At 63.5% G+C, this 20,469-nt stretch carries 18 protein-coding genes; 11 read left to right on the forward strand and 7 right to left on the reverse strand.

The features are described 5' to 3' along the window. Positions 1-108: 108 nt before the first annotated feature. The 3 genes from ACERJA_RS08635 to ACERJA_RS08645 all read left to right on the forward strand — a co-directional run bounded on the left by ACERJA_RS08635 (position 109) and on the right by ACERJA_RS08645 (position 1,843). Positions 109-336 carry an LSM domain-containing protein gene (locus ACERJA_RS08635; protein ID WP_076609089.1) on the forward strand — a complete coding sequence of 76 codons (228 nt, stop codon included), beginning with the start codon at positions 109-111 and terminating at the stop codon, positions 334-336. Further along, positions 333-509 (forward strand): 50S ribosomal protein L37e, encoded by a 177-nt coding sequence (locus ACERJA_RS08640; RefSeq protein ID WP_006064639.1) that lies wholly within the window; start codon positions 333-335, stop codon positions 507-509. The genes ACERJA_RS08635 and ACERJA_RS08640 overlap by 4 nt, the downstream gene beginning before the upstream one ends. A 140-nt stretch (positions 510-649) precedes the next feature. After that, positions 650-1,843, forward strand: a complete 1,194-nt coding sequence (locus ACERJA_RS08645) for a threonine synthase (protein WP_373607802.1) — start codon at positions 650-652, stop codon at positions 1,841-1,843. A gap of 75 nt (positions 1,844-1,918) precedes the next feature. Here ACERJA_RS08645 and ACERJA_RS08650 read toward each other — a convergent pair whose 3' ends face one another. The 3 genes from ACERJA_RS08650 to ACERJA_RS08660 form a co-directional block, all read right to left on the reverse strand. Further along, on the reverse strand, positions 1,919-2,215 hold the full coding sequence (locus tag ACERJA_RS08650; protein ID WP_373608468.1) for a hypothetical protein: 297 nt from the start codon (positions 2,213-2,215) through the stop codon (positions 1,919-1,921). Positions 2,216-2,280: 65 nt separating this feature from the next. Next, positions 2,281-2,997 (reverse strand): DUF502 domain-containing protein, encoded by a 717-nt coding sequence (locus tag ACERJA_RS08655; RefSeq protein ID WP_373607803.1) that lies wholly within the window; start codon positions 2,995-2,997, stop codon positions 2,281-2,283. 39 nt (positions 2,998-3,036) lie between these two features. Next, on the reverse strand, positions 3,037-3,885 hold the full coding sequence (locus tag ACERJA_RS08660; RefSeq protein ID WP_373607804.1) for a proline dehydrogenase family protein: 849 nt from the start codon (positions 3,883-3,885) through the stop codon (positions 3,037-3,039). Between the two features lie 267 nt (positions 3,886-4,152). Here ACERJA_RS08660 and ACERJA_RS08665 point away from each other — a divergent pair, with 267 nt between their 5' ends. From ACERJA_RS08665 to ACERJA_RS08690, 6 genes are all read left to right on the forward strand, one after another. Continuing rightward, positions 4,153-5,535, forward strand: a complete 1,383-nt coding sequence (locus tag ACERJA_RS08665; protein ID WP_373607805.1) for an aspartate aminotransferase family protein — start codon at positions 4,153-4,155, stop codon at positions 5,533-5,535. Between the two features lie 19 nt (positions 5,536-5,554). Next, positions 5,555-5,944 (forward strand): Rid family detoxifying hydrolase, encoded by a 390-nt coding sequence (locus ACERJA_RS08670; protein ID WP_373607806.1) that lies wholly within the window; start codon positions 5,555-5,557, stop codon positions 5,942-5,944. Between the two features lie 185 nt (positions 5,945-6,129). After that, positions 6,130-7,410: an amidohydrolase gene (locus ACERJA_RS08675; RefSeq protein ID WP_373607807.1), complete on the forward strand. Its 1,281-nt coding sequence runs from the start codon at positions 6,130-6,132 to the stop codon at positions 7,408-7,410. Between the two features lie 85 nt (positions 7,411-7,495). Then, the gene (locus ACERJA_RS08680) at positions 7,496-8,143 is read left to right on the forward strand and encodes a hypothetical protein (protein ID WP_373607808.1); all 648 of its coding nucleotides are present in this window, start codon (positions 7,496-7,498) and stop codon (positions 8,141-8,143) included. 512 nt (positions 8,144-8,655) lie between these two features. Further along, positions 8,656-10,293, forward strand: coding sequence for a BCCT family transporter (locus ACERJA_RS08685; protein ID WP_373607809.1), 1,638 nt, complete (start codon positions 8,656-8,658; stop codon positions 10,291-10,293). 113 nt (positions 10,294-10,406) lie between these two features. Beyond that, positions 10,407-11,768 (forward strand): aminotransferase class III-fold pyridoxal phosphate-dependent enzyme, encoded by a 1,362-nt coding sequence (locus ACERJA_RS08690; protein WP_373607810.1) that lies wholly within the window; start codon positions 10,407-10,409, stop codon positions 11,766-11,768. A gap of 117 nt (positions 11,769-11,885) precedes the next feature. Here the strand turns inward: ACERJA_RS08690 and ACERJA_RS08695 are convergent, their stop codons facing one another. The 3 genes from ACERJA_RS08695 to ACERJA_RS08705 all read right to left on the reverse strand — a co-directional run bounded on the left by ACERJA_RS08695 (position 11,886) and on the right by ACERJA_RS08705 (position 14,776). Beyond that, a complete protein-coding gene (locus ACERJA_RS08695) occupies positions 11,886-12,125 on the reverse strand; it encodes a glutathione S-transferase N-terminal domain-containing protein (RefSeq protein ID WP_373607811.1) in 240 nt (79 codons plus the stop codon). Positions 12,126-12,227: 102 nt separating this feature from the next. Next, positions 12,228-13,478, reverse strand: a complete 1,251-nt coding sequence (gene ilvA / locus ACERJA_RS08700; RefSeq protein ID WP_373607812.1) for a threonine ammonia-lyase — start codon at positions 13,476-13,478, stop codon at positions 12,228-12,230. Continuing rightward, positions 13,475-14,776: an amidohydrolase gene (locus ACERJA_RS08705; protein WP_373607813.1), complete on the reverse strand. Its 1,302-nt coding sequence runs from the start codon at positions 14,774-14,776 to the stop codon at positions 13,475-13,477. Before ACERJA_RS08705 ends, ilvA begins: the two co-directional genes overlap by 4 nt. A 148-nt stretch (positions 14,777-14,924) precedes the next feature. Here ACERJA_RS08705 and ACERJA_RS08710 point away from each other — a divergent pair, with 148 nt between their 5' ends. Then, positions 14,925-15,896: an NAD(P)-dependent oxidoreductase gene (locus tag ACERJA_RS08710; protein ID WP_373607814.1), complete on the forward strand. Its 972-nt coding sequence runs from the start codon at positions 14,925-14,927 to the stop codon at positions 15,894-15,896. A gap of 5 nt (positions 15,897-15,901) precedes the next feature. Continuing rightward, positions 15,902-19,093 (forward strand): FAD-binding and (Fe-S)-binding domain-containing protein, encoded by a 3,192-nt coding sequence (locus ACERJA_RS08715; protein WP_373607815.1) that lies wholly within the window; start codon positions 15,902-15,904, stop codon positions 19,091-19,093. A gap of 82 nt (positions 19,094-19,175) precedes the next feature. Here the strand turns inward: ACERJA_RS08715 and gdhB are convergent, their stop codons facing one another. Next, on the reverse strand, positions 19,176-20,462 hold the full coding sequence (gene gdhB / locus ACERJA_RS08720; protein WP_373607816.1) for a glutamate dehydrogenase GdhB: 1,287 nt from the start codon (positions 20,460-20,462) through the stop codon (positions 19,176-19,178). Positions 20,463-20,469: the final 7 nt, after the last annotated feature.

Genomic DNA, 20,469 nt, shown 5'->3' on the forward strand with positions numbered 1-20,469 from the left:
GACTACGATACATTAATTCCGTTGGGACGGTACTTCTACCCATCACAGTCGGTACCAGATGGATACAGGACCGGTACGATTAAGTGTCCATCACCTGCGCTCTTTCGTATGAGTGGACGACCGCTGGATGTCCTCGAGGCGTCGCTTGGTGAACGTGTTTCGGTACGACTCAAGAGTGGCGACGAGTACGTCGGCGATCTCGCTGGCTACGATCAGCATATGAATCTCGTGCTCGAGGACGTCACAATCCCCATCGGGGACGAAGTCGAATCAGAGTCGCCGGCCGAAGACACAACCATTATACGCGGCGATAACGTCGTTTCGATCACTCCATGACTGGCGCAGGAACCCCGAGCCAAGGAAAGAAGAACAAGACGACACACACCAAATGTCGTCGCTGCGGAGAGAAGTCCTACCACACCAAGAAGAAAGTCTGCTCGTCGTGTGGCTTCGGTAAATCGGCCAAACGACGCAGCTACGAGTGGCAGTCGAAAACCGGCGACAACTGATTCCTGAGACTGCGGTTTTCGCTTCTGCTTTCTTCACCTCGAGTCCCAACTGCAGCTGTCACTAATCGTGCCGACAGTTTGTGCGACGACGTGAAACCGCCGATGGACAGTCATTTGTCTTGGGCCACGAACACGTGCGTATGGAGACGACGGACGCCTTTGTCGGTCTCGAGTGTGTCGATTGTGCGGCGACCTACGACGCTGCGGACGAACCACACCAGTGTCCCGCCTGCGGCGGGATGCTCGATCCGAGCTACGACTACGATGCGATCGACCTCGACCGCGAGGCCCTCGAGTCGCGACCGTTCGACTCGCAGTGGCGCTATGCGGAACTGCTCCCGTTCACGCGAGAGTCGGCAGTGACGAGCGACGAAGGGGCAACGGCGCTGGTCGACTGCCCGAATCTGGCCGACGAGCTGGGCGTCGAGCGTCTGCTGATCAAAGACGACGGCCGGAACCCGACGGGGTCGACGGCGGACCGCGGCCAGTCGCTGGCGCTGACAGCGGCCAGTCAGCACGGCGCGACTGACGTCGTCCTCGCCTCGACAGGCAACAGCGGCCAGTCCGCGGCCGCTTACGCAGGCCGGGCTGGCCTCGAGTCACACACCTACGTCCCGTCGCGCTCGAGTTTCACGAACAAGGCGATGGTCAACGTCCACGGCGGCGAGATGAACGTCGTCGGTGGGCGTTTCGATGACGCTGTCGGGGCCTACGAGGAGGGACTGGCCGAACACGACGACTGGTACTCGGTCCAGTCGTTCGTCACGCCGTATCGCCACGAGGGCGCGAAGACGACCCTCTACGAAATCATCGAGAGACTCGAGTGGTCGGTGCCCGACATTGTCGCCTACCCGACGGGTGTCGGTGTCGGTCTTGTCGGCGCGTACAAGGCTGCGACGGAGCTGCAGGAGCTCGGACTGATCGACGAGTCGCCGGCGCTGTACGCCACGCAGGCCGAAGGCTGTGCGCCGATCGTCGACGCCTTCGAGAACGATCGCGACGTTCACGAGCCGGTCGAGACGCCCGATACCATCTGTGGCGAACTCGAGATCGCGGACCCGCCGGCGAGTCGGCGGGTGCTCGAGGCGCTTTCCGAGACGGATGGCGGCGCCGTCGCGACTGCGGACCGGGATATTCTCGAGGCGGCGGTGCAGGTCGCCCAGCATACCGGCCTCGAGATGGCCCCGAGCGCGGCGGCGGCCGCAAGCGGCGTGTGGGAACTCGCCGAGCGCGACGCGTTCGACGGCGATGAGACCGTTGTCATCGTCAACACGGCCTCGGGGAACAAGGAAGGTGACGTGTTGCGCAGTCACCTGATGAGCCAGGGCATATAACGGATTCTGCCCCGAACACGGTCGTATCGTCGCTTACACTGTTGTTGCGTGTTTGAGCGTGGACTCGAGAGCCGATTAGCGAGGACTGAACCGGTTGGTCCGATCGTCACCGTCAGTTCGTTCGTCGTCGGTGCTCTCGGCTCCGGGTTCGGTGACGTCGTCGTAGATGTCGATGTGGTGGATCGCACTCGGTGAGAGCAGTCGATCGCCCTCGAGTTCGATCCAGCCGTTTGCGTGGACGACGATCGGTCCGGCATACAGCTCCTCGTCTGCGTCGGCCCCGTCGTAGATGACGACATCACGATACGCCTGCGTGAGCGGGTTCATATCGTCTGTAACGATCGAATCTCGTGAGAACGGCGGCGGGAACATTGACACCTCAGAACGAACATTCGCTGGCGCATAACTGTTTTGTTGCTGACACGGAGTTCGTGTCGTCAGTCGTCGTCGGCCTTCTCGGCGTTTCGGTCGTCGATGCGTTCGGCTTTCGCCTCATCGACGACATCGATCGAGACGCCGGCCTCCATGCCGCGGTTTCGGTTTGCGTCACCGAATCCGGCGCTCAGCACGCGGGTCAGGGCGTCTTCGACGTCCTCGTCGAGTTCGGTGATGCGGTCGGATTTAACTTCGATGACAAATCCGGTCGTGATGTTCGGTGACGTCGGCAAGAACAACACCTCACGGCCGTCATCAGTCATTTTACCGGTTTTGAACGCCGTCATCCGGAGCCCGTTCCAGGTCTCGAGTTTGACGGGTTTCTGGAGCGATTCCTGTTCGCCGAAGGCCGTTTCGGCGGCCATCTTCGAGGCGTTGTAGACGACTCGCATGACGGGGACGCGGTTTGCGATGTTGTCGACGAGCCGTTCGACGAGGCCGCCGACGGTCGTTCGCATGAGATAGCCGACAGAAAACGTGAGGATAACGAAGACGGTCAGTGCGACCACGACGCGGAGGAACTGTGCAAGTTGCTCGCGAGTTTGCTGGGCCTGCTCGTTATCGCCAGGGATGAGCGACTCGAGAGCTTCGGCCTCGAGAATCAGCCCGGGCGTCATCCCGGCGATGAGTCCATAGAGCCAGTAGATGACGTAGAGAGTGACGAGAATTGGGCCGAGGACGATCAGCCCACTTGCGAAATCTCGCTTCCACGAAGCCATGTACAGAAACTCTCACTAGGGGCTAATGAGCCCTTCCCTTCACCGCCCGACGATCGCTCGGAGGGCGAACCACAGATTTGCTTTCCGTTCGGTTATCCGACGGTAGAAGTACGATTTCCAGCGGTCGCCGTAGGGGACGTACTGGTAGACGGGGTACTCCTCGGCGAGGTCGAACTGGGCAGATTCGCGGACCCCCATGAGCAGCTGGAACTCGAAGTCGGTGCCGTACTCGTCGTGGAGTTCGATCGCGTGGTCGATCATCGCTGGGTCGTGACTGCCGACACCGATCCCGCCGTCGTACTGTTCGAACGCGTACTCGAGGAGGGCTTTGTACTCCCGATTGACCCGGTCTGAATCCTGGTAGGCGACGGCGGCCGGCTCGTCGTAGGCACCTTTGACGAAGCGGACTTTGCCAGGGACGTCTGCGAGCCGTTCGACATCGTCACGGGTCCGTCTGAGGTTCGCCTGCACGCAGACACCGACCTGATACTGCTCGCCGTCGCCGTACTCGGAGGCGAGCTCCTCGAACGCGTCGAGGGTCGTGTCCGTCGTCGTGTGATCTTCCATGTCGATCCAGACGAAGACGCCGTGGTCGGCTGCCGCGTCGACGACGGCGGCAAGCTCTTCGCGGAACACGTCCTCGCTAATATCCAGCCCGAGCTGTGAGGGTTTGACCGAGATGCAGGCCTCGAGGTTCGAGCGCGCGATATCGCCGGCCAGCGCCCGATACTCCGCGGCGTCAGAGCGGACCGGTGGGCGATCCTCGTAGTGTTCGCCAAGCAGATTGACGATCGCCGTGACGTTTTGGCCGTTGAGCTGTCGGACGTGATCGAGTGCCTGTGCCGGGGATTCCCCGGCGACAAAGCGGGTCGCGATCGGCGGGATCATACTGACCTGTTCGCCAGCCAATCGTAAGGGAGTTTGTACGTCTCTCGAGGTGATGCGTTCGTCCGGGACCGATTGCGACTCGTGTCATCGTCCAGTTCGAGCGATCGGTCCACGGTCCGGGAGCGACAGCTGGGTACCACCATCGCCGTCTCGCTGTCTATCCAACGGAGCCACTGGCTCGCGCTCACACTGATATTCGAAATCTGTGTATGGCCTGCATGAATACTGTGGACAAAATATTAATACCTGTTTCACCTGGGGTGATGTATGACCGCAGGACCACCGATCGAAGAGCTGCATTACGAGGACGCACCGGCTGTCGACAACGTTCCTGGCCCGAACACCCGCGCGCTACTCGAGAAACAGGAAAATATCGACAGCAGCGCGGTCGCCTATCCCGGCGACATTCCGATCGCGTTCGAGGAGGGGAAAGGCGCGACGGTTCGTGACGCCGACGGCAACACGTACATCGACCTCTTCGCAGGGATCGGCGTGCTCAACGTCGGTCACTCGAACCCCTATGTGCTCGAGGCGGTCCACGAGCAGGCTGACAAGTTCGTCCACACGGTCGACTTCCCGACGGAAGCGCGCCTCGAACTCATCGAGAAACTCGACGAGATCGCGCCGGCGGGGCTGCAGGGGAACAACCGGGTCGTCTTCGGCGGTCCGACGGGGAGCGACGCGATCGAGGCTTCGATCAAACTCGCCAAATACAACACGGGCGGCGACGGACTCATCGCCTTCCGCGGGGCCTACCACGGCGCGACGACCGGCGCGATGAGCGTCACCTCGAACAAGAAGTTCAAGGGCCACTACACGCCGCTGCTTTCTGACGTCGTCCACGCGCCGTACCCACATCCGTTCCGACAGGACAAGACATCTCAGGAGGCCGTCGACCACGCACTCGAGGAGGTCAAAGCGATCGTCGAGGACCCATACGGCGGCCTCGCAAATCCGGCCGGAATCTTCGTCGAGCCGATCCAGGGTGAAGGCGGCATCGTCACCCCACCAAAGGGCTTCTTGCAGGGACTGCGCGACATCGCCGACGAGAACGATATCGTGCTCGTCTTCGACGAGATCCAGAGCGGTCTCGGCCGCACCGGTGAGTGGTGGGCCAGCGACTGGGAAGGTGTCACACCGGACGTGATGACCTCCGCGAAGGCGCTGGGCGGCGTTGGCTTCCCGCTGTCGGCGACGATGTATCACGAGGACCTCGACACCTGGGGCTCGGGCGATCACGCTGGCACCTACCGCGGCCACGTCGTCGGCATGCGTGCCGGCACCCGCGCCATCGAGTACATCCAGGAACACGACCTGCTCGCCCACGCCCGCGAGCTGGGTGAGTACATTCAGGGCCGACTCCGCGAGGCCGCCGACGAGACGGACCGCCTCGCAGACATCCGCGGCAAGGGCCTGTTCATCGGCGCCGAGTTCGTCGACGAACACGGCGCTCCGGACGGCGACGTCGTCGACGCCATCCAGCAGTACTGTTTCGAACGCGGCGTCCTGATCTGGACGGCCGGTCGACACGGCAACGTCCTGCGGTTCCTGCCACCGCTCGTGCTCACACACGACCTGGCGGAGACAGCACTCGACATCGTCGTGGAGGCAATCGAGCACGTGACTGAGGACGTGAAACAGACCGCCTGAGCCGGTCGCTCGAGTCAGTATGTCCGACCCCACCCCCATCGAGACCGACGGCGCACCGAGCACCGACAACCCCTACTCACAGGGCGTCCGCGCCGGCGACACCCTCCACGTCTCCGGCTACGGTCCCGTCGATCCCGACACCGGCGAGGCTGTCGACGGCGAGATCGAGGCCCAGACCGAGCGAGTGCTCGAGAACATCGCCGCTGTCGTCTCCGAGGCTGGCGGCGACGGCCTCGCGGACGTCGTCAAGGTGACGGTCTATCTGACGGATCTCGAGGACTACGAACGGGTCAACGAGGCCTACGGCGCGCAGTTCGGCGACGAACCGCCGGCCCGCGTCTGCGTTGAGGTCTCGCGGCTCCCTGAGGACGTCCGCGTCGAGATGGACGCGACGGCGTACCTCGGCTGAGACGGCTTTCTGTACCCGTCTCTCGGCGGCGTCGCGTGTTTACGATCGTGTCGGTGTAACTATAGGAAGTCCGTCGACTCGGCCGAACACCCCACCTTCTCGAGTCGCCGTCGCGCTGTCCGTGGCCGTGCGGGATGCGAGTATTGAGCACGATTAAGTAGTTCTGCTCTCTAGCAGTGCCAAGCATGGCCTACGACACCCCCACCCGACTGCGCGAGCTGCGACGGGCGTTCCACCGCCATCCCGAACCCGGCTGGCGGGAGTTCCAGACGACGGCCCGCGTCGTCCGCGAACTCGAGGAAATTGGCGTCGACGAGATCGCCGTCGGCCGCGAGGCGCTGGCGACTGACGAACGCATGGCTGTCCCCTCCGACGCTGACCTCGAGCCGTGGCTCGAGCGGGCCCGCGATGCGGGGGTTCGCGAGGACATCCTCGAGCGGACGGCAGACGGCCACACTGGCGTTGTGGCGGTCCTCGAACAGGGTTCGGGACCGACGGTTGGCTTGCGCGTCGATCTCGATGCGATCTCGATGGCTGAGTCAACTGCAGACGACCATCGGCCGGCCGCCGAAGGATTTCGCTCGGTACACGACGGCTACATGCACGCCTGTGGCCACGATGGCCACATCGCGATGGGGCTGGGAACGCTCGAGGCAGTCAAAGCGAGCGAGTTCGAGGGGACACTGAAGGTCTTCTTCCAGCCCGCCGAGGAGATCTCTGGCGGCGGGAAGGCGATGGCCGCCGGTGGCTATCTCGACGACGTCGACTACCTGCTCGCGGTTCACGTCGGCCTCGACCATCCAACCGGCGAGATCGTCGCCGGTGTCGAAAAGCCACTGGCGATGGCACACCTGACGGCGACGTTCGAGGGGGCAAGCGCCCACGCCGGCAAAGCGCCGAATCAAGGCGCGAACGCGATGCAGGCGGCCGCGACGGCGATCCAGAACGCCTACGCGATCCCCCGCCACGCCGACGGGATGACCCGCGTCAACGTCGGCCAGATCGAAGGCGGCACCGCGAGTAACGTCATCGCCGAGGAAGTCTCAATCGAGGCCGAGGTCCGCGGCGAGACGACAGCCCTGATGGAGTACACCCGGACCGAACTCGAGCGCGTGCTGTACGCCGCCGCCGAGATGCATGACTGCGACGTCACACCGCGCGTGCTCGGCGAGTCGCCTCGCGTCGACAGTCATCCGGCGCTTCGCTCGCTCGTCGGCGACGTCGCCTGGGGGGTGCCAGGCGTCAACTCCGTCGTCCCGACGACGGACCTCGGCGTGAGCGAGGACGTCACCTATCTAATGGAGCGTGTACAGGCGAACAACGGGCTGGCATCGTATGTGCTCGTGGGCACGGACCATCCGACGAACCACCACACGCCGACGTTCGATATCGACGAGGACAGTCTCGAGATCGGTGTCTCGGTACTTGCAAACACCGCGATCGAACTCTCGCGGCGGCGACCATGATGGTGGTCTGTCGCCAGACACGTTCGATCACTATCATGTCTGGCGGATCAGAACCATTAATTCCCGCGCTCTCTGTGTATGCACCATGAGCCAGGACGACGTGCCGGAGTCGCTGCGAACGGCGGCGGACTCGGATCGGCCGCGCGGAATTCTAACGCCCTCCGACCGTGACTTCCTGCTTGGCCGAAAGACGGATTACACGGACCACTCGAAAAAACAGAAGCGAAACCGAATCCGGCGACGGGTTCGCAACGCGGTGCTCGATTTCAGTATCCTCTTCGAGTATCTCGAGGAACGCGACCGACAGACGGTGTTCGACCCTGACGACGAGGACCGCGATGCCTACACGCAGGGGATTACGGATATGCTCGCCTTTCTCCATCTCGGGACGATGGGCTACTACACCCCGTTCAAAGACATGCTTTCGGAGGGCGTCGGCAAAGCCGAACAGCAACTCGCCGGCTCGAACTACCGGATGGTCAACGTCGAGTTCAACGTCGAACCGGTGGGCCAGATCGACGTCGACGAGGTCATCAACAAACTCGAGAACGAGGAGTTCGCCCAGTTGACCGACGAGGAACTCCGTGCGTTCGTCCGACTGTTGACGATGTCGGATGGCTTCTCACCCGACGCGGCCCGCGAGAACATCCAGGACCGCGTTGACGAATTCAGCCAGCGGCTTACCGAAAGCGCCGAGACGCGCGAACAGAAACTCGAGGATCTGACGAACTGAGCCCGTCGACCGACGACTAACGGCGATACACCCGCCGGTAGTCCACCGTCGCCAGTGCCGAGGGAGTCGTCCGTGTTCACAATCGGCCTCGAGACTGTCGGGTCGCCGTTGGATGGCACCGTTCGGGGTACATCCTGCTATCGAAGTGGGATGTCTTCTATTGTCATTAGCAGTATACAGTATGTGACTCTGGAGACTCGTGTTTCTTTTCCAAAGGAACAGCGCCACTCGCAGTGCTGATGCCAAGTAGTTGTTTATTCGCGATAGAAGTGTCCGATACTATTCTACGATCGTATCTAGGTGCACAATCAGTCTATTCTGTATATCGTTAAGACAGACAGCTACAAATCCGTCCAATAAACGCAATCTGTGTATGCCAGTTACAGAAAGGAAATATTTATACGAGATACTGACAATTGGTTCGGTATGCCATTGCAGCTCATGGCGAGTGGTAGATGGAGGCACGGATTGGGGACCAAACGAGCGGCCCAGCACTCGAGGGAGGTGAGCGAATGAGCGACTCCGAGATGGGGATGGTCGAACGGTTTACTGACGAGCTCGACCCGGTCGTCTTCGTGTTCGGGGCGTTGCTCACACTCGGGGTGATCGGCGCGTTCTTCTTCGATCGGGACGCTGTCTCGAGCGGGATCGCGACTGTGCACGCGGAGATGCTCAGCTACCTGAGCTGGGCGTTGCTGGTGATCGTCTTTCTGATCGTCCTCTTCTTGCTGTTCCTGATCGTCGGCCCGTGGGGGAAGATCAAGCTCGGAGATTCGGATCCAGAGTACAGCTTCCTGTCGTTTTTCGCGATGTTGTACTCGGCCGGATTCGCCGCCGGTGTCGTCTTCTGGGGACCGACCGAGGCGCTGTTCTATTACGACAATCCGTCACCGCTGTTCGGCGTCGAAGGTGGAACGGGTGAGTCAATCTCGATCGCCGTCCAGCAGACGCTGTTCCACTGGGCGCTCCCCCAGCTCGCGGTGTTTACCATCATGGGGATCGCGATCGGCTACTTCGCGTACAACTACGAGTCGGTGCCGCTGCGTGTGTCCTCGGCGCTGACGCCGATCATCGGCAAGGAGAACCTCGATGGACCGGTCGCGAAAGTGGTCGACATCGTCGCCGTCTTCGCCACGATCGGCGGTGTTGCGACGTCGCTTGGCTTCATCGGAAGCCAGTTCGTTTCCGGACTCGACTACCAGTGGGGGATCAGCATGGGCGACACCGGGATCTTGCTCATCGTGACGACGATGACGATCCTGTTTACGATCTCGATGGTGCTCGGGGTCGACAAGGGGATTCGCCGGCTGTCGAACTTCAACATGGGGCTGTTCGTCGCACTCATGCTCGCGACGTTCATCCTCGGTCCGACGATGTTCCTGGTGTTGCTCGGATCGCAGGCGATCGGTGGGATGATCAGTGACTTCGTGTCGATGAGTCTCTACACCGGTGCCGGCACCGAGGGCGGACTCGCGTGGATGGAGACGTGGACCGTCTTCTACTGGGCATGGGCACTCTCGTGGTCCCCGTTCGCCGGCCTGTTCATTGCGCGGATCGCCAAAGGCCGCACCGTCCGTGAGGTCGCATTTACGGGTATCGTGGCGACCTCTGCGGCGACGATTCCGTGGTTCACGTTCGTCGGCGGCACTGCCGTCTTCTTCCAGCACGAGGGGATCGCCGACTTCGGGCAGGTGATGGCGTTCGAGGTCGGGCCGGAAGTGTCGGGCTTCATCCTGTTCGATGCGTTCCCGCTCGGGTCAGTGTTCATGATCGCGTTCCTCGTGCTCGTGACGACCTTCTTCATCACGTCGGCTGACTCCTCGACGCTCGCCGTCTCGATGATGACCACCGGCGGCAAAGCACAGCCTTCGACGATCAACCGCATCTTCTGGGGGATCGTGCTCGGGCTGACCGCAGCAATCCTCATGATCCTCGGCGGTGAAGGTGGTGCCGACGCACTCCAGCAGGCAGTCGTCATCACCGGCGCACCGTTCGCGTTCGTCTGCCTCCTCGCGATGTTCTCGCTGATCAAGAACTTCAGCGCCACCAAAGGACAGGTGTTGCTCCAGGACGAAACCGTGCTCATCGGCTCAGCATCTGACAAGTCCGAGGACGAACCCGCTGCAAGCGCCGAACCGACTGACGACTAAACCTCGCCGCCCGTTCGTTCTTTTCTCGATTCGACTGGCAGTATCTGTGCGATTTCCACGACCATCCGCGAACCCATAACAAGATTTAATGATGACGTACACATAATCTGTGTATGGACAGGGACACTGCGCAACCGGACGTGGACGCCTTCCCCGGACCCAACGGCCGCGAGTGGGTCGAGTTCCACGGCAAGAACGCGGCACCGAGCGAGTACTCACACGAATTCGTCTGGGACATCACCCGCGAGGCAGACGGCCCGTTCGTCACCGACGTCGACGGGAACGTTCTTCTCGACTTTACGTGTCATATCGGCGCGGCGCCGCTTGGCTACAACAACGAGAAACTCACCGATAAGCTTCGTGCGTTCGACCTCGTCGAACCGATGAAGATCGCCGGCCAGGACATGTATTTCGGCGCTGGCCCGAGCCCCGAGGAGTCGGACGTGCCGGGCTCGAGTCACCTGATGGACAAGCTCACGGACGTCTCGAGTCAGTACGGAATGGACACCGTCTTCCTCTCGAACTCCGGAGCCGAGGCGATGGAGAACGCGATGAAGATCACGAACGACTATCGCGCGCCCGCGAAGTACGGCGTCGCGTTCTCGGGGAGCTTCCACGGCCGAACGTTCGGCACGCTCTCGATTACGAAGTCAAAGGAGGTTTACACCCGCCACTACCCCGAAATTAGCGGGATCGAGACGATTCCGTTCTGTGCAGATCGAGGCTGTTCGGCCGACACCTGTGACTGTGGATTCTTTACCGGCGCGGGCTCACAGCTTCGCAACTCACTTGCGCCCGAAGGTGGTCACATCAACCCCGACGAAATCGCGTTTCTCACCCTCGAGCCGATTCAGGGCGTCGGCGGCTACCGCTTCCCGAGCGAGACGTTCATGCAGGAGGTCGCGGACGTCACCGACGAGTACGACATCCCACTGGTTGTCGACGAGATTCAGTCGGGCGTCGGCCGCACCGGCGAGATCTGGGCCGCAGATCACTACCCGATCGAACCCGACGTCATCGCCAGCGCGAAAGCCCTGCGCGTCGGCGCGACGATCTCGCGCTCGGAGATCTTCCCCAGCGAGAAGAACCGACTGGGCTCGACCTTCGGCGGCGGCGACCTGCTCGGTTCGATGATGGGCACGTTCACCCTCGAGGCCATCGACGAGTACGACCTGCTCGATAACGCCACCAAACGCGGTGCACAGGCCAAAGAGTTGCTGCGTGATGATGCCCCCGACTACGTCGAGGACGTCCGCGGCAAGGGCCTGATGCTCGCCGTCGAGTTCGACACGCCCGAGCGACGAAGCGCCGTCGTCCAGGAATCGCTCGAGCGCGGCCTGCTCACCCTCGGCTGTGGCAAGAAGACGATCCGTCTGCTCCCGCCGCTTGACTCGAGCGAGCGCGAGATCGAACTCGGGATCGGCATCTTCCTCGAGGCGATCGACGCCGTCGGCGCGAGCGCGAAAGCAGCGTAATCACGACCCAGCGCTGGCGGACGCGGTACGCATCGCCGTCACTGCGGGCACGTGCTCGCTTGTGACTGCAAGAGTGGTGGCTGTCGGTCAGTGAGACGACTCGTCCGGACCGTCAACTCAGCCGTACGTTCGCTCGAGATACGCGATGATATCCTCGCTCTCGACCATCCCTGAGACATCGTGCTCGGGGTCGACGAGCACTGGGACACCTGATTGGCCACTCACGGCTTTGACGTCCGAACGGCGAAAGCGAAACAGAGAGACGTTGTGACACTCGTATTCTAACTCGAGTTCATCGAGTTTCTGTTCGACCGTTCGACAGTACGGACAGCCACGGAGTCTGTAGAGTTCGATCATCGAGATTGTACTGGTGGCGACGTAGGCGGTGGAAACTATAGTAGCTACTGACTATCAGTGTACAGTCAATCGCACGACGACGCCGGGTCGGTGTGGAACGCGTCACTCGAGCGAGTGCTCGACCACCGACACAGCCTCGAGTTCGTCCAGTGCCTCGAGCACTCCACGAAGATGCTCGGGGCCGCTCCCCTCGAGGCCGACGGTCACGGGGGTTCGGTTCGGATGGTCGCCCGCAGTTCGACGCGCGCGCTCTAAGACGTCAAGCTCCGCCCGCTGTGATTCGACGGTGTCGACCACGTCGCCGACGGCCGTCGGCCAGCCCGTGATGGCCAGTCGGGCGTCGACGTAGCGCTCGAGGTCGTAGAGCCCGGTGCGGGTCAGTTCGGCGTGTTCGGTGAGGTTGACGTTGCCACCCGAGATGACGACGCCGACCCGTTCGCCCTCGAGTTCCAGGTCGTCAGCAAGCGCGGCTGCCAAGGATGCTGCTCCGGCACTCTCGGCGACGGTTTTCGCGCGCTCGGCCAGTAGCGTCACCGCGGTCGCGATTTCCGTATCGCTGACGCTCACCGCGTCGTCGACGACCTCGCTGGCGACGGTAAACGTCGTCCCGAGCAGCCGCGTATCCGCGATCCCCTCTGCGACGGTGTCGACGTCCTCGAGTTCGTGAATTTCGTCGCCCTCGAGCGACGGCTTTGCGTGGGCAGCGCCGTCGGGCTGGACCCCGATCACGCGAATATCCGGGTCGTGTGCCTTCAGGACTGTCCCGATCCCCGAGATGAGGCCGCCGCCGCCGATGGCGACGAGGACGGTGTCGAGGTCGGGATACTGCTCGAGTAACTCGAGGCCGACTGTCCCCTGTCCGGCGATGATCGCTTCGTCGTCGAAAGGGTGGACGAACGTCTCGCCGGTTTCACCAGCGCGCTCGACGGCGTACTCATAGGAGCGTTCGTAGATCTCGCCCTCGACGACGACTTCGGCTCCGTAGCCGCGGGTGGCCTCGATTTTTGCCGCGGGCGTGACCTCGGGCACGACGATGGTCGTCTCGATATCGAGCAGCTGGCCGGCCAGCGCCACGCCCTGGGCGTGGTTGCCCGCACTCGAGGCGATGACGCCCGCCTCACGTTCCTCGGGGGTGAGTTGCGCCATCCGATTGTACGCGCCGCGGATCTTGAACGAACCCGTCCGCTGGACGTTCTCGAGTTTGAGACCAACGGAGTCGGCCCCGCTCAGCTCGGCGAACGTCCGCGAGGTGTCCAGTGGCGTGCGATGGACGACATCGGCGATGCGCTCGCGGGCGGTTTCGACGTCGTCGACGCTGACGAGTGGGGCGTTCATCTCTTCGACCTCGTTCATCTCTCACTCTCGTTCCGTGCCACAGGATGCTGGTGCTCGAGTGTCCGAATCGTCTCGACTAAGACGTCGACGCCGTGGGCGAGGCTGTCCTCGTCGACGTCGAACGTTGGCGTGTGGTGGCTCGTCGGGTGGTCGGTGCCGACGATCAGGTACGTCGCCAGCCCGCCATCTCGCTGGACGCGCTCCATCAGGAAGGTTGCGTCCTCGCTCGCACCGAAGTCGGCGGCGGGCAGCACGCGGTCGATGCCGTCGACGCCGTTCGCGACCTCGCTGACGAGCGATTGCAGTTCGGGGTCGCTGTCGGCTCGCGGCGATTCGCTGACGACCTCGACGTCGGCCTGACAGCCGTGCATTCTGGCCGCGGACCTGACCGTTCGCTCGAGTCGGTCTTTCATGTACTCCATTAGCTCGGTCGTCTCGCCGCGGGCTTCGGCCTCCATATGGGCGCGTTCGGCGATGACGTTGCTCGCAGAGCCCGCTTCCGCGTAGCCGATGTTGACGCGAGTCATCCCGTCGGCGTGGCGGGGGATGCCGTAGGCGTTCTCGATCGCCGTCCCCATCGCGTGCATCGCGTTGTCGCCCTCGTTTGGAGCCTTGCCAGCGTGGGCGGAGGTCCCCTCGATCGTCGCGTCGACGTGACACATCGCCAGCGGCTTTTCGATTCCGGCGACCACTTCGCCGGTCGGATGGTCGAGGCCGACGTGGATCGCGAGCAGGTAGTCCAGCCCCTCGGCGAACTCGCTTTTGGCCATCGGACAGCCGCCGCCGCTGGTCTCTTCTGCGGGCTGGAAGAAGACGACCAGTCGCCCCGAAAAGTCGCTCGCCTTGATCGCCTCGAGGACGGCTAGTCCCCACGTCATGTGGGCGTCGTGGCCACAGGCGTGCATCGTCCCGTCAATCTCCGAGCGAAAGCCTTCGGCTGCGGGATCGTGGTCGTGGTCGTCCGACTCCTCGATGAACAGCCCGTCGATGTCGACCCGCAGCCCGATCGCCGGCCCTTCGCCGCGCTCGAGTACGGCAACTGCGCCGGTGTTGCCACCAGTCATTCGCTCGAGCAGGGCCTCGTCAGCACCGCGCTCGCGGGCGCGTTCGAGCCATGGCTCGAGGTCCGCGTCGGGGACGGCCATCCGGTCGGCGGGGTCGTAGGCGTCCGGGCCGACGGCGAGTTCGTCGACGCCGATGGCGCGGATCTCTTCGACGAGTCGGGCTGTCGTGGCGAACTCGCGCCACGCCGGCTCGGGGTGGCGGTGCAGGCTCCGTCGGAGCGTCACGAGGCGGTCCTGGATCGGTTCGTTCATGCGAGTCACTAACGCGCCCCACCGACTTAATTATACACAATCTGTGTGTACGGGAGATACACAAAAAGGATAAGAGAGACGGTGACAATCGTACTGTATAGTTGCGTTTCAGCGGTACTACACCGTTGTCGCGCGCACATTCACCACCATGAGCACGAACCCAGATATCGTCGTTCTGAGAGAAGGCACCGAAGGACTGTCGATGGAATCCTACGCCGAGACGCTTCGCGAACGGCTGCCCGACCACACCGTCGCGCTCGCACGGACGCCCAAAGAAGAGCGCGAACTCGTTCCGCAGGCAAAGATTGTGACGGGCATCACTATCGAGGAGGAACTTCTCGAGTCCGCCGACCGACTCGAACTGTTCGCCTGTACGTTCGCCGGGACCGACCACGTCCCGATGGACGCGCTGGCCGACCACGGCGTCGCCGTGACGAACGCAGGCGGCATCCACGCCCCCGGCATCGCCGAGCAGTCGATCGCGAACATGCTCGTCTTCGCGCGGAACCTCCACGAAGGGTGGCGACGCAAGCAAAACGGCGAGTGGCGTCACTTCCAGTCTCACGAGTTCACCGACAGCACCGTCACGGTCGTCGGCCTCGGCTCGATCGGCCAGGAGATCGTCAAGCGCCTCGACGGGTTCGACGTCGAGACGATCGGGATTCGCTACACGCCATCGAAAGGCGGCCCGACCGACGAAGTGCTCGGCTTCGAGGACGAAGACATCCACGAGGCCTTCTCGCGAAGCGAGTACGTCGTCCTTGCCTGTCCACTCAACGACCTGACCCGCAACCTCGTCGACGCGGATGCGCTGGCGACGCTGCCGCCGAACGCCGTGATCGTCAACGCCGCCCGCGGCGGCATCATCGACACCGACGCGCTCGTCTCGGCGCTGCAGTTCAACGGCATCCGCGGGGCCGCCCTCGACGTCACCGACCCCGAACCGCTGCCCAACGACCACGAGCTCTGGGACCTCGAGAACTGTCTCATCACACCGCATACGGGCGGCCACACGCCGAAACACTGGGACCGACTCGCCGACATCGTCGCCACCAACGCCGACGCGCTCGAGGGCGACGGTGACCTCGAAAACGTCGTCTATCAGCCGGGCTCGAGTTGAGTTCGATGGCAACCGACAACTCGCGGTCGACGACTGACCACAGCGATCAGACGTCGACGCCGGACGAGACCGAGCTCGGACCGCCGTCGGACCCGCGAGCGGGTGACCCTGCAGCGGACCCGCGAGCCGACTACGACTACGTCGGTGGCGATATCGATCGTCCCGACCTCGTCTCGGCGCTGCGCGAGCGAATCGACGGCGAGGTCCGTTTCGACGAGTACAGCCGCCAGCTGTACGCCACCGACGCGAGCGCCTACGAGATGACGCCCGTCGGCGTCGTCCTGCCGGAGTCGACGGCGGATATCGCCAGCGTCGTCACCTACTGTGCCGACAACGGGATTCCGGTGCTCCCGCGAGGTGGCGGCACCAGCCTCGCCGGGCAGGCGGTCAACGAGGCCGTCGTTCTCGATCTCTCGGCGCACATGGGCGACGTACGCGAGGTCGACCCCGACGAGCGCCGGGCGACGGTGCAGGCGGGGGCGGTTCTCGCCGATCTCAACGACGAACTCGAACCATACGGCCTGAAGTTCGCCCCGGACCCCGCCGCCGGCAATCGGAGCACGATCGGTGGCGCAATCGGGAACAACTCGACGGGGGCCCACTCGCTGCAGTACGGCAAGACCGACGCCTACGTCGAGGCCTGCGAGGCCGTGCTCGCCGACGGCTCCGTCGAGCGCTTCGGCGAGGTAACCGTCGCCGAACTTCGCGAGCGGGCCGATCCCGATGGGAGCCTGCTCGAGCGGATTCACGAAGCTCTACGCCGCGTCATCGACGAGGAAGCCGACGCGATCCGAGACGTCTTCCCACAACTGAAACGCAACGTCTCGGGGTACAACCTCGATCGGCTGGTCGCGGAGGCCTACGGCGAGCCGGCGGCGTTCGACGAGAACACCGAGGAAACCGTTGCGGTCGACGGCGAGCCCGACCCCGACGCGACGGTCAACCTCGCTCGTGTCTTCGCCGGCAGCGAGGGCACCCTCGGTGTCGTCACGGCTGCCACAGTCTCGCTCGAGCCCGTCCCCGAGACGACGTCGGTCGCGCTGTTAACGTACCACGAGCAACTCCCTGCGATGGCCGACGTCGACACCATCGTTCGCAACCACGATCCGGTAGCGATCGAGGCCATCGACGACGTGCTGATCGACCTCGCCTCGAAGACCGAGGAGTTCGCCGACTTGGTCGAACGACTGCCCGCGGGAACCGAGACGGCGCTGCTCGTCGAGTTCTACGCCGACAGTGACGACGACGGCCGCGAGCAGGTCGCCGACCTGCTGGCCGACCGACTACCCGACGAGACGGTCTCGGACCCGACCGCTGATGGGGGTGCGAACGTGGCAACGGACGCCGCGAGCGAGGCCGACACTGACCCCGTTCGCGCGTTCGACGCCCTCGAGGCCCACGATCCGAAGGGAATTGCCGAACTCTGGAAGCTTCGCAAGAGCGCCGCGCCAATCTTGCTCTCGCGGACCTCCGACGCGAAACACATCTCCTTCATCGAGGATACGGCCGTCCCGACGGAGAACCTCGCGGAGTACGTGGCGGACTTTCAACAGGTGCTCGAGGACAACGACACCTTTGCGAGCTTCTACGCACACGCGGGACCGGGCTGTATGCATATGCGACCGCTGGTCGACACCAAGAGCCCGGCCGGACTCAATCAGTTCGAGGCGATTTCCGACGCCGTCACCGACCTCGTCGTCGAGTACGGCGGCAGCGTCTCGGGCGAACACGGCGACGGCCGCGCCAGAACCCAGTGGAACCGCAAACTGTACGGCGAGGACGTCTGGAACCTCTTCCGGGAGCTGAAGACGGCGTTCGATCCCGACTGGCTGCTCAACCCGGGTAACGTCTGTGGCGACCACGATATGACCGAGCACCTGCGATTCTCCCCCGACTACGAGTTCGAAGCCGGCTTCGAGCCTGCCCTCGAGTGGGACATCGACAACGGCATGCAGGGCATGGTCGAACTCTGTCACGGCTGTGGCGGCTGTCGCGGCGACCAGGAAACCACCGGCGGCGTGATGTGCCCCACGTATCGCGCGGCCGAAGAAGAGAGCTTGAGCACCCGTGGGCGGGCGAACATGCTCCGGGCGGCGATGAACGGCGAACTCGAGGCTGACGCGACCGACGAGGAGTTCTTGGCGGAGGTGATGGACCTCTGTATCGGCTGTAAGGGCTGTGCGCGGGACTGTCCGAGCGAAGTCGATATGGCCAAACTCAAAGCCGAAGTCGAACACGCAAGTCACCAGCAAAACGGTGCGAGCCTCCGTTCGAAGCTGTTCGCGAACATCGACCGACTGAACGCCGTCGGCTCCGCACTCGCCCCGGTTTCGAACTGGGCTGCGTCGCTGCCCGGCGCTGGAACTGTTGCCGAGAAGACGGTCGGCATCGCCCGCGAGCGCGACCTGCCGACGTTCGCAAGCCAGAGCTTCGAGGACTGGTTCGAGAGCCGCGGGCCACGGATCTCACTCGAGGAGGCCGACCGAAAGGTCATGCTCGTCCCCGATACGTACACCAACTACAACCACCCGCGAGCGGGGAAAGCAGCCGTACAGGTTCTCGAGACGGCGGGCGTCCACGTCCGGATTCCCGAAGACGTCGGGTCGACTGGCCGGCCGGCCCACTCGAAGGGCTTTCTCGACATCTCGCGCGGGCGAGCGCGGACGAACGTCGACGCGCTGGCTCCTGCCGTCGAAGACGGCTGGGAGGTTGTCCTCGTCGAGCCCTCCGACGCGGTGATGTTCCAGTCCGACTACCTGGATCTGCTCACCGGCCGTGACGTCGAACGTGTCGCCGTGAACACCTACGGCGTCATGGAGTATCTCGAGCGGTTCGATCTCGCAACGAAACTGCCGACCGCAGCACCCGGCGAACGGCTGACCTACCACGGTCACTGCCACCAGAAGGCGACGAAAAAGGACGGCTACGCGGCGACGGTGCTCGAGACGGTTGGCTACGAGGTCGACGCGCTGGATTCGGGCTGTTGTGGGATGGCCGGGTCGTTCGGCTACGAGGCCGAACACTACTCACTCAGTCGGAAGATCGGCGAGATCCTGTTCGACCAGGTCGACGGCAGCGACGGCGAGACCGTCGTCGCGCCCGGGGCCTCCTGTCGCACACAGCTCTCGGAGTACGACGGTTGTGACGATCCGCCGCATCCGATCGAGAAGGTCTCCGAGGCACTGTCGGCGACGTAACGGCCCGATTTTTCGATCTCGTTGTGACTCGAGGATCTCGTCGTGAAATCGGGATACGCGAACGAAACCGAGTTGTGGCCGGCTACGGCCAGAGCCCGCGCGTCGCCTTCGCCTCGGCGATTCGGGAGAGCGCCACGACGTAGGCGGCGTCGCGCCAGGTGAGGTCTTTTGCTTCGACCTCCGCACGAACGTCGTTCCAGGCCTCGAGCATGTGTTCCTCGAGTTCTGCGTTAACGCGCTCCAGGCTCCACTGGCGGCGATTGATATCCTGGAGCCACTCGAAGTAGCTCACCGTCACCCCGCCGGCGTTGGCGAGGATGTCCGGAATTACCTGTACGTCGCGCTCTGCCAAGATCGAGTCGGCGGCGAACGTCGTCGGCCCGTTTGCACCCTCGACAACGATGTCGGCCGCGATGGCGTCTGCGTTGTCCGCGGTGATGACGTTGCCGACGGCGGCCGGGATCAACACGTCGACGTCGAGTTCGAGGACGTCCTCATTGGTGATCGTTTCAGGGGCGTCCTGCTCGAGGACGGCTTCGGGCTCTTCCTCGTGGGTCGGAACGTCATGCGTCGAGAGACCGTCGGGATCGTAGATCGCGCCGTTGACGTCGCTGACGGCGACGATCGTCGCGCCCCAGTCCTCGAGCAGGCGGGCGGCGTTGGCGCCGACGCTGCCAAACCCTTGGACGGCGACGGTGGTGTCCGAGAGGTCGCGGCCGTTGTAGTCGACCGCCTCTCGTGTGACGATCGCGGTCGACCGACCGGGAGCTTCCTCGCGGCCGTAGGAGCCGCCGATGACGGGTGGTTTGCCGGTGACGATCCCGGGGACGGTCTCACCCTGTTGCATCGAGTAGGCGTCCATGAACCAGGCCATGGTCTGTGCATCGGTCCCCATGTCAGGTGCAGGGACGTCTTTCGTCGGACCGACCACGTCGCGCAGTTCCTCGGCGAACCGACGCGTGAGCCGTTCGGTCTCGTCGCTGCTCAACGATTTTGGATCGATAGCGACACCGCCTTTTCCGCCGCCGAAGGGGAGATCCATCACGGCGCACTTCCAGGTCATCCACATCGACAGCCCGGTACACTCCTCCGCAGTTACTTCGGGGTGGTATCGGAGTCCGCCCTTGTATGGGCCCCGGACGTCGTCGTGTTGGGCGCGATAGCCGGTGTAGACCTCGACGCTCCCGTCATCGCGCTCGAGCGGGACCGAGACCTGCTGGACCTTGGTCGGGTGTTTCAGTCGCTCGATCACGCCCGGATCGACGTCGATGTGGGCTGCCGCTCGCTCGAGTTGGCGGCGAGCGGTGACGAGCGCCGAGTCGAGTTCGTCGTCCGTCTCCGTCTCGCGGGTGGGTGGTGTCGTCGTCATCCGTTCT

The organism is Natronorubrum sp. A-ect3, from assembly GCF_041821125.1.
Lineage (GTDB): Archaea > Halobacteriota > Halobacteria > Halobacteriales > Natrialbaceae > Natronorubrum > Natronorubrum bangense.

What these genes read in the sequence shown, in the direction of transcription:
- ACERJA_RS08710 (WP_373607814.1), top strand. Translation starts at nt 14,925, where the DNA reads ATGAGCACGAACCCAGATATCGTCGTTCTGAGAGAAGGCACCGAAGGA.
- ACERJA_RS08645 (WP_373607802.1), top strand. Translation starts at nt 650, where the DNA reads ATGGAGACGACGGACGCCTTTGTCGGTCTCGAGTGTGTCGATTGTGCG.
- ACERJA_RS08680 (WP_373607808.1), top strand. Translation starts at nt 7,496, where the DNA reads ATGAGCCAGGACGACGTGCCGGAGTCGCTGCGAACGGCGGCGGACTCG.
- ACERJA_RS08640 (WP_006064639.1), top strand. Translation starts at nt 333, where the DNA reads ATGACTGGCGCAGGAACCCCGAGCCAAGGAAAGAAGAACAAGACGACA.
- ACERJA_RS08635 (WP_076609089.1), top strand. Translation starts at nt 109, where the DNA reads ATGAGTGGACGACCGCTGGATGTCCTCGAGGCGTCGCTTGGTGAACGT.
- ACERJA_RS08655 (WP_373607803.1), bottom strand. Translation starts at nt 2,997, where the DNA reads ATGGCTTCGTGGAAGCGAGATTTCGCAAGTGGGCTGATCGTCCTCGGC.
- ACERJA_RS08695 (WP_373607811.1), bottom strand. Translation starts at nt 12,125, where the DNA reads ATGATCGAACTCTACAGACTCCGTGGCTGTCCGTACTGTCGAACGGTC.
- ACERJA_RS08715 (WP_373607815.1), top strand. Translation starts at nt 15,902, where the DNA reads ATGGCAACCGACAACTCGCGGTCGACGACTGACCACAGCGATCAGACG.
- ACERJA_RS08675 (WP_373607807.1), top strand. Translation starts at nt 6,130, where the DNA reads ATGGCCTACGACACCCCCACCCGACTGCGCGAGCTGCGACGGGCGTTC.
- ACERJA_RS08690 (WP_373607810.1), top strand. Translation starts at nt 10,407, where the DNA reads ATGGACAGGGACACTGCGCAACCGGACGTGGACGCCTTCCCCGGACCC.
- ACERJA_RS08685 (WP_373607809.1), top strand. Translation starts at nt 8,656, where the DNA reads ATGAGCGACTCCGAGATGGGGATGGTCGAACGGTTTACTGACGAGCTC.
- ilvA (WP_373607812.1), bottom strand. Translation starts at nt 13,478, where the DNA reads ATGAACGAGGTCGAAGAGATGAACGCCCCACTCGTCAGCGTCGACGAC.
- ACERJA_RS08650 (WP_373608468.1), bottom strand. Translation starts at nt 2,215, where the DNA reads ATGTTCCCGCCGCCGTTCTCACGAGATTCGATCGTTACAGACGATATG.
- gdhB (WP_373607816.1), bottom strand. Translation starts at nt 20,462, where the DNA reads ATGACGACGACACCACCCACCCGCGAGACGGAGACGGACGACGAACTC.
- ACERJA_RS08660 (WP_373607804.1), bottom strand. Translation starts at nt 3,885, where the DNA reads ATGATCCCGCCGATCGCGACCCGCTTTGTCGCCGGGGAATCCCCGGCA.
- ACERJA_RS08670 (WP_373607806.1), top strand. Translation starts at nt 5,555, where the DNA reads ATGTCCGACCCCACCCCCATCGAGACCGACGGCGCACCGAGCACCGAC.
- ACERJA_RS08705 (WP_373607813.1), bottom strand. Translation starts at nt 14,776, where the DNA reads ATGAACGAACCGATCCAGGACCGCCTCGTGACGCTCCGACGGAGCCTG.
- ACERJA_RS08665 (WP_373607805.1), top strand. Translation starts at nt 4,153, where the DNA reads ATGACCGCAGGACCACCGATCGAAGAGCTGCATTACGAGGACGCACCG.